General features: G+C 70.5%; 14 protein-coding genes and 1 tRNA gene. 7 read left to right on the forward strand and 8 right to left on the reverse strand.

Annotated elements, in window-relative coordinates; all coding sequences use genetic code 11:
- The first annotated feature begins 87 nt into the window (after window positions 1-87).
- The 3 genes from ACXAHD_RS07005 (at window position 88) to ACXAHD_RS07015 (ending at window position 3,697) form a co-directional block, all read left to right on the forward strand.
- The gene (locus tag ACXAHD_RS07005) at window positions 88-2,049 is read left to right on the forward strand and encodes a hypothetical protein (protein WP_475049247.1); all 1,962 of its coding nucleotides are present in this window, start codon (window positions 88-90) and stop codon (window positions 2,047-2,049) included.
- Window positions 2,050-2,280: 231 nt separating this feature from the next.
- A complete protein-coding gene (locus ACXAHD_RS07010; RefSeq protein ID WP_282230977.1) occupies window positions 2,281-2,670 on the forward strand; it encodes a hypothetical protein in 390 nt (129 codons plus the stop codon).
- Window positions 2,657-3,697, forward strand: a complete 1,041-nt coding sequence (locus tag ACXAHD_RS07015) for a T3SS (YopN, CesT) and YbjN peptide-binding chaperone 1 (protein ID WP_353850338.1) — start codon at window positions 2,657-2,659, stop codon at window positions 3,695-3,697. The genes ACXAHD_RS07010 and ACXAHD_RS07015 overlap by 14 nt, the downstream gene beginning before the upstream one ends.
- Window positions 3,698-3,770: 73 nt before the next feature.
- Here the strand turns inward: ACXAHD_RS07015 and ACXAHD_RS07020 are convergent, their stop codons facing one another.
- The 6 genes from ACXAHD_RS07020 to ACXAHD_RS07045 all read right to left on the reverse strand — a co-directional run bounded on the left by ACXAHD_RS07020 (window position 3,771) and on the right by ACXAHD_RS07045 (window position 10,225).
- A complete protein-coding gene (locus ACXAHD_RS07020; protein ID WP_289212956.1) occupies window positions 3,771-4,361 on the reverse strand; it encodes a copper resistance CopC family protein in 591 nt (196 codons plus the stop codon).
- A complete protein-coding gene (locus ACXAHD_RS07025) occupies window positions 4,346-4,960 on the reverse strand; it encodes a hypothetical protein (RefSeq protein ID WP_289212957.1) in 615 nt (204 codons plus the stop codon). Before ACXAHD_RS07025 ends, ACXAHD_RS07020 begins: the two co-directional genes overlap by 16 nt.
- Before the next feature lie 155 nt (window positions 4,961-5,115).
- A complete protein-coding gene (locus ACXAHD_RS07030) occupies window positions 5,116-6,270 on the reverse strand; it encodes a mechanosensitive ion channel family protein (RefSeq protein ID WP_281567341.1) in 1,155 nt (384 codons plus the stop codon).
- 32 nt (window positions 6,271-6,302) lie between these two features.
- Complete coding sequence (locus tag ACXAHD_RS07035) at window positions 6,303-7,397, reverse strand: potassium channel family protein (protein WP_475049252.1); 1,095 nt, start codon at window positions 7,395-7,397, stop codon at window positions 6,303-6,305.
- Between the two features lie 19 nt (window positions 7,398-7,416).
- Window positions 7,417-7,731: an antibiotic biosynthesis monooxygenase family protein gene (locus ACXAHD_RS07040; protein ID WP_475049255.1), complete on the reverse strand. Its 315-nt coding sequence runs from the start codon at window positions 7,729-7,731 to the stop codon at window positions 7,417-7,419.
- A 28-nt stretch (window positions 7,732-7,759) separates the two neighbouring features.
- Window positions 7,760-10,225, reverse strand: coding sequence for a phosphoketolase family protein (locus ACXAHD_RS07045; RefSeq protein ID WP_475049260.1), 2,466 nt, complete (start codon window positions 10,223-10,225; stop codon window positions 7,760-7,762).
- 351 nt (window positions 10,226-10,576) lie between these two features.
- Here ACXAHD_RS07045 and ACXAHD_RS07050 point away from each other — a divergent pair, with 351 nt between their 5' ends.
- From ACXAHD_RS07050 to ACXAHD_RS07065, 4 genes are all read left to right on the forward strand, one after another.
- A complete protein-coding gene (locus ACXAHD_RS07050) occupies window positions 10,577-10,873 on the forward strand; it encodes a hypothetical protein (RefSeq protein ID WP_289212960.1) in 297 nt (98 codons plus the stop codon).
- A gap of 160 nt (window positions 10,874-11,033) precedes the next feature.
- Window positions 11,034-11,285: a helix-turn-helix domain-containing protein gene (locus ACXAHD_RS07055; protein ID WP_281555597.1), complete on the forward strand. Its 252-nt coding sequence runs from the start codon at window positions 11,034-11,036 to the stop codon at window positions 11,283-11,285.
- The gene (locus ACXAHD_RS07060; RefSeq protein ID WP_281555141.1) at window positions 11,282-11,545 is read left to right on the forward strand and encodes a hypothetical protein; all 264 of its coding nucleotides are present in this window, start codon (window positions 11,282-11,284) and stop codon (window positions 11,543-11,545) included. Before ACXAHD_RS07055 ends, ACXAHD_RS07060 begins: the two co-directional genes overlap by 4 nt.
- A gap of 156 nt (window positions 11,546-11,701) precedes the next feature.
- Window positions 11,702-11,785: transfer RNA gene (locus ACXAHD_RS07065), tRNA-Leu, on the forward strand.
- A 327-nt stretch (window positions 11,786-12,112) separates the two neighbouring features.
- On the opposite strand, the gene ACXAHD_RS07070 is transcribed toward ACXAHD_RS07065, so the two are convergent.
- Together ACXAHD_RS07070 and ACXAHD_RS07075 are read right to left on the reverse strand one after the other, a co-directional pair.
- Window positions 12,113-12,640 (reverse strand): flavin reductase family protein, encoded by a 528-nt coding sequence (locus ACXAHD_RS07070; protein WP_281555142.1) that lies wholly within the window; start codon window positions 12,638-12,640, stop codon window positions 12,113-12,115.
- On the reverse strand, window positions 12,633-13,046 hold the full coding sequence (locus tag ACXAHD_RS07075) for a Fur family transcriptional regulator (RefSeq protein WP_289212961.1): 414 nt from the start codon (window positions 13,044-13,046) through the stop codon (window positions 12,633-12,635). Before ACXAHD_RS07075 ends, ACXAHD_RS07070 begins: the two co-directional genes overlap by 8 nt.
- Window positions 13,047-13,106: the final 60 nt, after the last annotated feature.

Genomic DNA, 13,106 nt, shown 5'->3' on the forward strand with positions numbered 1-13,106 from the left:
CCAGGTCAACATCAGCCGGCGGCCACCAACCAACCGGCCATCACGCTATGCCACCACGCGGAATCCCAGCGCGCACCACCTGAATGTTTGCCGGCCACCCAGGGCGTGGAGTTGATCGACATAGCCGAGTCGAGCATGGGCGTCTACGGCGTACGCAAGTCCGACAGCGCACCGGTCCGGTACAACCCGGGCACCAAGAAGTGGGACGCAATGCCGACCAACGGGCTGGCCAGTGGCCGGTTGAAGGCAATCGCGCCGGGCAGGAGCGTGGTCTGGGCGATACAGGTGGAGAACGACTACTCCGTGGTGTTCGACGGAACGACCTGGAAGGTTCACCAGCCAAATTCCTCCGCGCACCACATCGCCTGCGGGCCGGACGACAGCGCGTACATGCTGGGCACCGACGACACGACCTACCGCCTTTCCGGGCCTGGCACCCTGACCGACCAGTTCAGGGTCAGTGGGATGAAGGACATCGTGGTGCTCGGCGCAAACAAACTCTGGGGCCGATTTCCGGACGGCAGGACGGAGGAACTCACCGACGAACCCGGCAGTCAGGGCTGGCAGAAGCGCACGCCCGCCACCAGCAGGTTGGCCCGGATGGTCGCGGCACCGGACGGTGCTATCTGGGGCGTCACGGAGGACAACACGCTGCTCGTCGTCAAGCCCGGCACGTCGACCTGGACGACGCCGCAGACGGCCAACGGTGCCCCGGTCGACCGGTTGCCCGCCGGTCTGCTGCACGCCCACCGCGGCATCCGGTACACCGTCGACGACCAGCCCAAAGCCGAGGCGGGCTCGGCCACCAGGATCGACGTCTGGTGGGACAGCGCCGGCATTCAGGCCGTCTCACTCAGCACGCCCGGCCAGACCTTCCGCTGCGGCGACACGCGTGGCTCCGGAAGCGCCGACAAGACCCACACCTTCGCCGCCGGCGACAAGCTGCTGTCGGTGAGCTACTGGACCGACAGCGCGGGCGGCAGCGGCTGCCTCACCGGGATGCGGCTGACCATGCAGTCCGGCGTGGTCGACTTCGGATCGGCGGTCGGCTCGACCACCCCGGCGGACTACACCGAGGACACCGGCGGTGCCATCCTGTGCGGCCTGCACGGGTCGACGCTGGTCACCCAGCCGTCGGAGGCGGCCGGCGCCACCCGCACCTACCTCACGGCGCTCGGGTTCCACGTACGCGGCGGAATGGTGTCGCAGGACGTCCTCGACCACCTCAACGACAACCGCCGGCACTACAGCCAGGCGGTCTGGGCCAACGCCGACGAGTTGACGCTCAGCCGCATCCTGGCCAACTACACGTACACCCCGCCGGGAGGCAAGGCCGACACGGTGCCGCTCGGGGTGCGGCTCGATCCAAAACCGGTCGCGGTGACCGGCAACTACCTCGGTTTCCGGTGGAACTTCGCCACCGAGGAGGAGCGCCTGGACTGGGTCAGCGCCCGCCGGGCGGCCAACCGGCCACACCCCTGCAGTCTCGGCCCCGAGGTGACGAGTGTCGTCGGCATCGCCACCAACGGCGTCTTCGCCGAGGCGGTCCTGGGCCGGTCCAACTCCGCCGAGAAGATCGACCTCACCCGGTTCTGGAACTGGAAGGACTCGCCGATCCCGATCCTGCCCACCGACATCGCCCCCGTCGCCACCGGCGGTCGGGCGCGGGACGTCGACGTCAAGGTGGCGGCCCTGGCCCCGAGCGAGGCCAAGCTCCAGGTGGTGCCGGCGTTGCCCGCCCCCACCGGAATGGACGCGACGCTGCGGACCATTTCATCCGCCAACCTGTTCCGCGACATGAGCGGGATGTCCGAGATCAGCCAACTTCTCAGCAAGGGCCTGGAGTTGGCGGGCGGCAACGACCAGGCCGCCGCCCAACGCGCCAGCGACGCGATGAAGACGGCAACCGAGCACATGCAGAAGATGGCGCAGATCGCCGTCGAAGCCATCTCGAAGGCCGTGCCCGCCGGTCAGGTCGCCGACAGCGTCAGCGCTCTCGGCGGACTGCTGAACCAGGGTCCGAAGAGCACCAGCGACGCCGACGACTGACCGACGCCGTGCACAGACAGCGGTAACGGGGCGGCCGGGCCAACTGGCTCGGCCGCCGCGGCGTCCGGTGCCGGCAGCACCGCACGTACATCGGCGGCCGGATCGATGTTCGCCGGGTTCGTTGCCCGGCTCGGTTACCGTTGCGAGAGTGACCGGTCGACTCACGGTAGCGAGGTCGATCAGGTCGGTCCCCGCACGTGAACGGGCGACCACGATCAGTAGAGTGGGGACGTGCCTCTGTGGATCGCAGCGACGTGGGGACTGGTCGGCAGCGTGGTCGCCGAAGCGCTCAATCTCTACGCCATGATGCGCCCGACCACCGAGTCGAAGGGGCGTTGGCAGTGGCCGTGGCGTACCCGGGCGGACCAGCCCATCATCATCTTCGCCGTCACGTTGCGGGCCGTCGCGGGCACCGGGCTGGCCGCCGCAGCGGCGGCCGGTGGGGTGGCCACCACCGCGTTCGCGACGTTCGTCTTCGGCGTCGCCGCGCCGCTGTTCATCGCGCGGATGTTCGACCAGGTCCGGGTGGTGGACCGGGGCACGCCGCCGCCGTCGATCACGCACCGCCCCGCCGCCGACCTGGATTCACCTGTACGGGAGCCTGGCGATGAATGCCCGTGACGGTTTCCTGTCCCGGCTGGTCGCGGCGCTGGCCGCCCGTCCGGCCGAGACCACCACGTCGGTGCCGCTGCCGGCGCGGACCCGGCTGGCGGCGGCGCTCGCCGCCCGGCCGGTGGTCGGGCAGCCGGTCGACCCGCCCGCCGACGGTGCCGTCACCGGGGCTGCGGCCGGCGCGGTGTCCGCCGGGGACAAGCTGACCGGCCAGGTCAAGCTGGTCGTCGCGGAGCTGCTGAGGACCACCGTGGACCAGTTGCAGCTGGACTCCGACGGCGACATCGGCATCCGCGCCGGTTCGGCGATGATCCTGGTACGCGCGCAGGAGGACCCACCGCTGGTGGAGGTCTTCTCGCCGCTGCTGACCGGGGTGCAGCCGTCCGAGGCGCTGCTGCGGCGGTTGACCGAGCTGACCGTGACGATGCCGGTCGGCCGGATCTACTGCACCGGCGACACGGTGTGGGCGTCGATCCCGGTCTTCGGTGTCGACTTCCAGCCCACCCAGCTGCTGCTGGCGATCCGGGCGATGCTCCGCCTCGCCGACGACCTCGACGACCAGCTGCAGCGGGAGTTCGGTGGCAGCCGGGCGGCCGGACCGGAGTCACCGGGCATGGAGGCGTTGCCCGACCCGACCGGATACCTGCGGGACCTGGCGGCGGCCGGTGAGTCGCCGGCCGGGCGCATTCTGGTCGATCTGCTCGCCGACCGGGGGCATTTGGACCAGCTGCGGACCCTGGCGGCCAGCGGCGACTGGCATGCGGCGTCGCGGCTGGCGACCCTGCTGTACGCCCAGGGTGAGCAGGCCGAGGCGGAGCACTTCTGGCGGCTGGCGGCGGACAAGGGCGAGCCGTCGGCTCGGACCGAGCTGGCGACGGTGCTTGCCGGGCGGGGCGACGTCAACGAGGCGATCGCGTTGCTGCAGGCCGGGGTGGGCGCCGACGACTGGCACGGGGTGGGTCTGTTGGTGACCCTGCTGGCTCGGCAGGGTCGCGCCGACGAGGCGGTGGCGCTGCTGCGCGACCGCACGGGCTGAGCCCGGCTGGCAGGCGTCACCCGTAGCCCGGCAGGCCGGGCTGGGGCCGGCCGGCTACGGGTGACGTCGTCGGTCAGCCTGCCGGGCGTCGCTCGGCCCGGCGGCGGAGCAGCCAGCCGGCGAGCAGCATGACGAGCAGTCCGCTGCCGCCTGCCGCGACCCCGATCAGCACGGCCTGCAGCTGCCCGACGCCTCGGTCAGCCTGCCCGGAGCCGGCCGGCTCGGCCGCCGCAGCACCCGGTGCGGGCAGCACCGCTCGGGCACACTCGGCCGGGTCGGCGCTGTCGGTGCCGCCGGCGACGACCTCGAAGTAGAACTTGCCGCTGATCGCGTGCCCGTCGGCCGACGTCGCCTGGTAGTCGAGCGCGTGTACGCCGGTGGTCAGCGGGTCGACGGCGGCGCACAGGGTCTTCGCGTTGACCACGACCGCCTCCCCCACCGCGACAGCGGTGTCGTCGGGGCCGGTGACGGTGATCCGCCGTTCGCCGGTGCCGGACAGCGGGCCGAACGTCAACGCGATGGTCGCCACACCGGGGGCGACCTCGTCGCCCGGCCCGGGGGCGGCGGAGACCAGCTCGGTGTGCGCCCACGCGGGAGCGGCGAACGTGACCGCCGCCACCCCCGCGCAGGCCAGGGCCGTGGCGTGGCTCAGAAGTCGGCGCATGCCAGGCGGTTGTCCATGGTCTCCATCGGGTGGATGACCACCGACTTGGCGGCGTCGCCGACCTGCTGCTCGTTGGTGACGGTCGCGGTGCCGGTGCCGTCGGCGGCGGCGGTGAAGCCGAGGTGGACCTCGTTGGGCGGGGTCTCCGGGCCGCTCTCGTCGAACTTGAAGTGCGGTCCGCCGTTGTCGGCGGCGCACTCCTGGGCGTGCAGGTGGCCCATGTACTGTGCGCCGGGTTCCAGCCCGGTCATGGTGACGGTGACTGTCGTACCGTCGTCGGTCTGCGCCAGCCAGGCGGTCCCGGCAGCGTCGTCGGTGCCCGGTGGCCGGGTGTCGAGTAGGGCGAATGGGGCCTCCACGGCACCGTCGATCTGATCGGCCGGCGTGGCGGACGGGTCGTTCATCATCATCCCGTCCATCCCGTCCATCCCGTCCATCCCGTCGGACATCGCGGAGGCAGACGCCGACGGCTCCGTGGACGTGTCGGCGGCGTCGGTGGAGCTGGACGAGTCGTCGCCGCAGCCGGCGAGGACGCCGACCGCCGCGAAGCCGACCACCGCGAAAGCGGTACGCCAGCGGTCCGATCCGTTGATGTTCACGTGTCGTGTTCTCCCTGTTCGGATACGAAGGGTGGGCCGGCTACCGGGGCCACCCGGTAGCGGCGCTTGTCTCCCCGTTCGGGGTCTTCCGATAGTTGAGTCGGACATGGCGGCGCGGAAGTTCCCACCGGTTCGACCCCGTGGCGTAGGTGCTGCTAACGGTGGTCGGCGGACGAGTTCTGGTCACCGACGCCGGGGGTGGTCTCGACCGCAGCGGGGTCGGACAGGTTGACCCGCTGCAGCGGGGCCGCCGGGTGCGACGTACCACCGTCGTGGCCGCCGACCTCGGCGCGGACTCGGGGCCGCGACTGCGGATGCTGTTCCTGCACCCAGGCCACCAGTTGCTCTCTGACCAGGCACCGCAGGTCCCACAAGGCGGACGAGTTCGCCGCCGACACGAGCGCGCGGGTCCGGATGTTGCCGTCGGTGGCCCCGGTCACCTGCAGCCCGCAGACCCGGCCGTCCCACAGCGGCGCGGCTGCCTCCGACTCGACGATGCGGCGCAGTTCCTGACGCATCGACTCGACCGGCAGGCTCCAGTCGACGTCGATCTCGGCGGTGCCGAGCACCGACGACGCGGTCCGGGTCCAGTTCTGGAACGGCGTGGTGGTGAAGTAGTTCGACGGCAGGATCAGCCGGCGCTCGTCCCAGATCTTCACCACCACGTAGCCGAGAGTCATCTCCTCGATGCGGCCCCACTCGCCCTCGACGACGACCACGTCGTCGAGGCGCAGCGCGTCGCCGAAGGCGAGCTGCAGACCGGCGAAGATGTTGCCGAGGGTGCTCTGCGCGGCGAGCGCGGCAACCACACCGACCAGACCGGCGGAGGCCAGCACGCTGGCGCCGGCGGCTCGGGCCCCGGGGAAGGTGATCAGCATCGCGCCGACGGTGAGCACGCCGACGACGGCGAAGGCGACCCGGCGGATCACGGTGATCTGGGTGTGCGCGCGGCGGGCGGCGAGGTTGTCGTTGACGTCGATCGGGAATCGGCGCAGCGCGGTGTCGGCGGCCAGGCCGAGCAGGGTGGCAACCAGCCAGCCGCCGGTGGCGATGGTCGCCAGCAGGATCGCGTGCTGCACCGGCTCGTGCCAGCCGTTGGTGGTGGCGATCGGGATGGTGAAGCGGGCGGCGAGCAGCGCGGCGATGATCGCCGTCGGCCAGAAGGCGCGCCGGGAGATGTCGGTGAGCAGCGTGGAGCGGCGGCCCGCGAAGCGGAGGATGCGGTAGACGACGGTGACGGCGAGGGCCGCCGCAGCCGCCGATCCGATCACGATCGCGGCGCTGACCAGGGCGTCGGACACGTCCGACATCTCCTTCCCATCGGTTTGTCGGCAGCGGCCAGCTAATCACATTGACCGGTGCCGGCCGAGGACCGGTCGACGTCGCGCAGCGTCACCAACGGGGCGGACCAGCCCCGCAGACCGGCCAGGAACGGTACGGACCGGGCCAACACCACCCCGACCAGCCCGTCCCGGCTCGTCTTCTGGTCGTACCGGTCACCCAGCTCGGCGGCGAGCCGCGACTGCAGGCGCCGCAGCATCTGGTCGGCGTCGTCGTGGTCGGCGTCGTCGTCGACGTCCAGGACCGTGTCGTCCAGGTAGCGGCGGGCAATTGTGTCCTGGGCGCGCAGCAACGCGTACGCCAACTCTTCGGCCCGTGGCCCGAGACCACGCCAGGTGGCGCAGCGGGCGGTGAGCAGCGCGGCGACGGTCGCCTCGACGACATGTTCCAGAGCCGGTTCGAGGTCGTAGTCCGGCCGCCGCGGCCGGTAGGTGAGCGCCACCAACGGGTACCGCCGGACGGTGTCGTCGATCGCGCGCAGGTCGGCCGCCCAGTCCGCGCAGCGCTGCCGGGCGGCGGCGACCCCTTCGGCGGTCAGGCTGCGCACGATCAGCCCGACGCCGTCGCTGCCGCGGACCTGGTCGTGCACGGCGAGCGCGAACCGGTTCCGCACCGTCAACCCGGTGATCAGTTCGATCAGGTACGTCGCCAGCGCGGCGAACAACGCGAAGCCGAGCGCCGCGACGCACACCGCGAGCAGCTTCTGCGCCGAGGTGTCCGGGGTGAGGTCGCCGTAGCCGAGCACCGTGAGGGTGCCGGCGGAAAAGTACAGAGCGTCGTCGAAACCGGTCGGGCCGTAACCGGCGACCCGGTGGTAGCCGTCCAGGTGCGGCCACACCACCAACGCGACCCCGAACACCAGCGGCACGATCCAGGCCAGGAAGGTGCCGGTCACCAGCACCGGCCCGGCCCAGACCAGCAACGTACGCTCGGGTCGGCGACGCCGGTTCGCGGCGAACGACGACAGCCGCCACACCGACCGCCGGACCGCGCCGGCGAGCGGGCCCTCCGCGTCCGGGTGCAGGATCGTCAACCAGACGTCGACCACCACCACGGCGATCAACGCGCCACCCGGTACCGCCCACAGCCACATCATGTGGGCAGCTATACCCCGTTTACCGGGTTGTCGACTGCACGACCTCGAACTCGAGCAGGCTGGCGCCGGTCGCCACCGGCGGGCGGGGCCGTTCGCCGTTCCCGGCGGCGTGGGCCTGCCGGGCCGGGCCGGCCGCCCACGCCTGGTAGGCCTCCTCACTCTCCCAGCGGGTGTAGACGAAGTAGCGGCCCTCCCCCGCGACCGGGCGCAGCAGCTCGAACGCCAGGAACCCGGGCGCGTTCTCCACCGCCCCCTGGCGAGCGGCGAACCGCCGCTCCAGCTCGTCGCCGGCGCCGTCGGGGACCTCGATCGCGTTGATCTTCACCACTGCCATGTGGACAGCCTAGTCGGGGTACCCGCGCTCAGCCCTGGTTGGCCCAGTCACCGAGCGACCAGTCCCGCACCTCGGGCATGTCCTCCAGGTGCTCCACCACGTACGCCTCGTGCCGGGCCAGTTGCTGCTCGCACCAGACTTTCAGGTCGGCGGCACCGCGTGGCAGCCGCCGGGCGTTGTTGATCGCGTCCATCACCAGGTGGTAGCGCGACGCCCGGTTGCGGACCGTCATGTCGAACGGGGTGGTGGTGGTGCCCTCCTCGATGAAGCCCCGCACCCGGAACCGGTCGGCGTCCGGCCGGCCGTGCACCAGCTGGTGGATGGCCCCCGGGTAGCCGTGGAAGGCGAACACCACGTCGACCGAGTCGGTGAACAGCTCGGTGAACATCGTCTCGCTCATGCCGTGCGGGTGGTCCTTGGGCCGGGGCAGCCGCATCAGGTTGACCACGTTGACCACCCGGACCTTCATGCCGGGCAGCCGCTGCCGGAGGATCTGCGCGGCGGCGACCGTCTCCATGGTGACCACGTCACCGGCGCAGGCCAGCACGATGTCCGGCTCCGAGCTGCCGTCGTCGGTGCCGGCCCACTCCCAGATGTCCGCACCCTTGGCGCAGTGCTCGACCGCCTCGTCCATGGTCAGCCACTGCAGTTGCGGCTGCTTGTCGATGACGATCAGGTTCACGTACGACCTGGACCGCAGGCAGTGGTCGGCGACCGACAGCAGGCAGTTGGCGTCCGGCGGCAGGTAGACCCGCGACACCGTGCCCCGCTGGTTGAGCACCACCTGAATCAGCCCGGGCCCCTGGTGGGAGAAGCCGTTGTGGTCGTTACGCCAGGCCGTCGAGGTCAACAGGATGTTCAGGCTCGGCACCTTGGCCCGCCACGGCAGGTGCGCCGCCTCCTGCAACCACTTGCCGTGCTGCACCGTCTGCGAGGCGCTGACCATGGCGAACGCCTCGTAGGTGGCGAACATGCCGTGGCGGCCGGTCAGGTTGTAGCCCTCCAGCCAGCCGTGGCAGTTGTGTTCGGACAGCACCTCCATCACCCGTCCGTGCCGGCTGATCGCCGTGTCTGTCGGATACACCTGCTCCATGAAGCCGCGGTCGGAGACCTCGAAGACGGCGCCGAGCCGGTTGCTATTCGTCTCGTCCGGGCAGAACAGCCGGAACCGGTCCGGGTTGCGGGTGTAGATGTCACGCATCAGCTCGCCGAGCTTGCGGGTCGACTCGGCGCGCAGCCGCGCCGGCTGCGGCACGTCGACCGCGTACTCGCGGAAGTCGGGCATGTCCAGGTCGCGGGTCAGCAGGCCGCCGTTGGCGTGCGGGCTGGCGCTCATCCGCAGGTCGCCGTCGGGGTTGACGCCGGTCACCGTCGCGGTCGGCGCGCCGTCGGCGCCGAACAGTTCCTCCGGGCGGTACGAGCGCAGCCAGGTTTCCAGGATCGCCAGGTGGTCGGCGTTGTCCCGGACGCCGGACAGCGGCACCTGGTGCGACCGCCAGGTGCCGGTGACGGTGACGCCGTCAACCTGCTCCGGACCGGTCCAGCCCTTCGGCGACCGCAGGATGATCAGCGGCCAGCGGGGACGGGAGCCGTCCCAGTCGCCGCAGCGAGCGGCCTCCTGGATCCGGCGGATCCTGCCCCAGGCGTCGGCGAGGGCGGCGGCGAACCGCAAGTGCATGCCGGGCAGGTCGTCGCCCTCGACCTCGATGACCTCGTACCCGTGGCCTTCCAGCAGCGCACGGACCTCACCGCGGTCCTTGCGTCCCAGCACCGTCGGACCGGCGATCTTCGCGCCGTTGAGGTGCAGGATCGGCAGCACGGCGCCGTCGTGGGCCGGGTTGATGAACGACACACCCTTCCAGGAGCCTTCCAGCGGCCCGGTCTCCGCCTCGCCGTCACCGACCACGGCGACCGCCAGCAGGTCCGGGTTGTCCATCACCGCGCCGAAGGCGTGCACCAGGACATAGCCCAGCTCGCCGCCCTCATGGATGGAGCCGGGGGTGGTGACCGAGACGTGGCTGGGGATGCCGCCGGGGCTGGAAAACTGCCGGAACAGCCGCAGCATGCCGGCCTCGTCGCGGGTGACGTCCGGGTAGATCTCGGTGTATGTGCCCTCCAGGTAGCCGGCGGCCACCAGCGCCGGGCCGCCGTGGCCGGGGCCGGTGAGGTAGATCGCCTGCTGGCCGGTGTGCCGGATCAACCGGGACACGTGGGCGTAGATCAACGAAAGGCCGGGGCTGGTCCCCCAGTGGCCGAGCAGCCGCGGCTTGATGTGCTCCGGGGCGAGTGGCTCGCGCAGCAGCGGGTTGCCCCGCAGGTAGATCTGCCCGACGGTCAGGTAGTTGGCGGCCCGCCACCAGGCGTCCAACTGCGCCAGCTCGGCGTCGTCGGGCGCGGCGAGCACCCGCAGCAGCCCGTCGTCCGCGCCGGCGCGGCCGGCCCAGGTCGGGGTGCGCTGATCGGTCACGGCAGTCACGAGCGGATTCCTCCTCATCAGGGGGTACGTCCACGACCGATCGTAGGGGGGCCGCTGCGGTTTTTCCCGGGCTCCAGTGCCTGTCAGGCAGGGGCACAACGACCCTTGACATGCTCTGACCTGCCCCTGGCCGGCCGTTGACGCCGACACGGTGGACCGGCAAGGCGGCCGGCATATCGACGTACGACAGTGTGATTTGTGCATCCACAGCCAACTCCACCCGGTCCACGGTGCCGACACTTCTCTTGTCAGCAGAGTTTTCGAGCAGGAAGTGATCTGCAGTGCGTACCCTCTACGACACCGGTTCGGTCCACCCCCCTGGACCGCTACGAGTACTACCGAACCGAAGCGACGGCCGAGGTCGCGCCGGTGGAGATCCGTGGCCGTTCGTCGCTGTCCCTGACCGCCGCGATTCGGATCGCCCAGGTCGGCCAATATGAGGTCGAGGCGACGAGCTGGCTGTCCGACACCGAAGGCGTGGCCCTCCGGACGCAACGGCTGATCCGGGCCAGTGATCCGGAGTCCTACCGGGTCTGCGTCCTCGTCAGCGGCGAGCTCCGGGTCGAGCAGAACGGTAACCAGGGACGCTACGCCCACGGGACATCGCGCTCTATGACACGTCACGCCCCTGGGATGCCCGGCACGTGCCCGGGCGTACCCCCATGAGGCTGGCAATGGTGACCTTCCCCCGGGCTCTCGTGCCAGCGCCCGAGGCGGCGGTACGCCCACTCGTCGGCTCGATCCTACCGAGACGGATGCCGGGACGCGGGCTCGTCGCGGCGTTCCTGGTCGGAATCGCCGGAGCCGCCAGCATCTCGCCCGCTACCTGTACAGGATTCTCGAAGACACCGGGACGACACCGATGCAACTCGTCAAGAAACTGCGGCTGACGGAATGCCGCCGCAGCCTGCGCGACCCGGAACTGTCGTCGACCGCCATCAACGAGATCGTTTCCGCGCACGGCTACTCCCGTCCGGACCAGTTCGCCCGAGACTTCAGGCACCTGTTCGGCATGTCGGCTACCGAGGCACGTCAGTCGATCCGGGACCGGTCGGCCGGACATCGGAATCGGTCATGACGACCGGACGACGGTCGGTCGGAGGCCAAGGCCGACGCGGACCAGGTCACCGCGCGGACGCCGGCGGCGATGGCAGCGTCGGAGCAAGCCAGGCGGCCCGGCCCCTGCCGCCGGTCGAGTTCCATGTCACCGTCCGGGTCGTGTTGCGCCGCCGAGGAGCCTGGCTACTGCTCGGTGTGGCGATCTGCCGGCTCGCGGACGCCCCGCTCGACGCGGTGACCGCAGTGGCCGGCACCATCCAGATGCTCCTGTCCGGTTAGCTGCCGTGCCTGCCGGCAACGCCCGTCGGCACGGTTGTGCATGATCCACTCCGTTCGTGTACAGTCTTGCCCCGTGCGGCCCTCAGCCGCCGACCCCACGGTGTCGACGTCCGGCTGTCGGCCTACCGAATGGGGGCGGTAGAGTGGTCCGGGTAGGTCCGGGTGGCGGAATGGCAGACGCGCTAGCTTGAGGTGCTAGTGCCCGTATAGGGCGTGGGGGTTCAAGTCCCCCCTCGGACACAAACTGGTACCTGATCCATCAGGGTTGGCCTCCGCTTCGATGATGCGGGGGCCTGGTTTGTACGTGAGCTTGAGTCCGAGCTGCTGGTAGACCTGGGCCTTGTCGACGGGGTCGGCGGTGCGTAGGACGTCAGCGATGCCGGAGAGCGCCTCGACCGCGGTGTTGATCTCGGCGAGGGTCATGGCCGGCGAGCTGGCGTAGCTCAGCCTTTATGGTGACTTCTACGCTTGAACCTCAGGTGGTCCGTGGCGGGCCAGGGGCGCAACCTGTGCACGTCGTACTCGGCCGATAATCCGGCGTTCAGCTACGCCGCCGGGGACTGGCGATCAGCCGGACCGTACCTGTCGGTCGCCGCTGCGGGCATCGGTGACGGTGCCGAAGGTGCGATGGAAGAAGATCAGCGGTTGGTGGTCGCGAAGGCTCTCAGCGGAGCGGATTTCCGCGACAACGAGCGTGTGGTCGCCGGCCGGGTGCTCGACGACCGGTACACATTCCAGATGTGCGAGCACGCCTGGGAGGACCGGGACACCGGCACTGGACGGCCGCCACGGCACTCCGGCCAGGCGTTGCGGGCCGGGTGCGGCGAGCGTTCTGCCGAGGTCCTGCTGGTCGGCCGCGAGAATGCCGATCCCGAACCGGGCCGCCTGTCGGATGTCCGGCCAGGTCGTGGACTGCTCCCCCACGCAGAACCCGACCAGCGCCGGCCGCAGCGAAATGGAGAGGAAGGAGCCGACCAGCAGGGCGCGGGGGCCTCGGTCGGTGGCGGCGGTCACCCCGACGACGCCGGTCGGATAGGCGCGCATCACCTCGCGGAACCGGCCCGCCGTCACCGTCGGGCCCGATCGTTCAGTCATCGCCGCGCCGGGCGCAGTTGATGCAGACCCCGAAGAGCTCGAGCATGTAGTTCACGTCGGTGAAGCCGTGTTCATCGGCGACCTGACCGATCCACTCCTGGGTGGGTGGCCCGGCCACCTCGACGGTACGGGCGCAGAGCCGGCACACCAGGTGATGATGCTCGGTCTGGCTGCACCGGCGGTACAGCTGCTCGCCACCCGCGCCGTGCATCACGTCGACCTGACCGGCATTCGCGAACACCTGCAGGGTCCGGTAGACGGTGGTCAGGCCAACGGTCGAGCCCTGGGCACGTAGCTCTGCGTACAGCTGTTGAGCACTGCGGAACTCGGCGGTCGCGTCCAGCAGGGTGAGGATCTCGTTGCGCTGCCGGGTGGATCGGCCGGGCTCCGCAGGCGACTGCTTCACGACACCAACCCCCTTGTACATAACGATTCCCATTATCATAATGGTGGCGAGGAGGATCGG

The sequence above is a fragment of the Micromonospora sp. ABR4_055 genome, assembly GCF_056160425.1.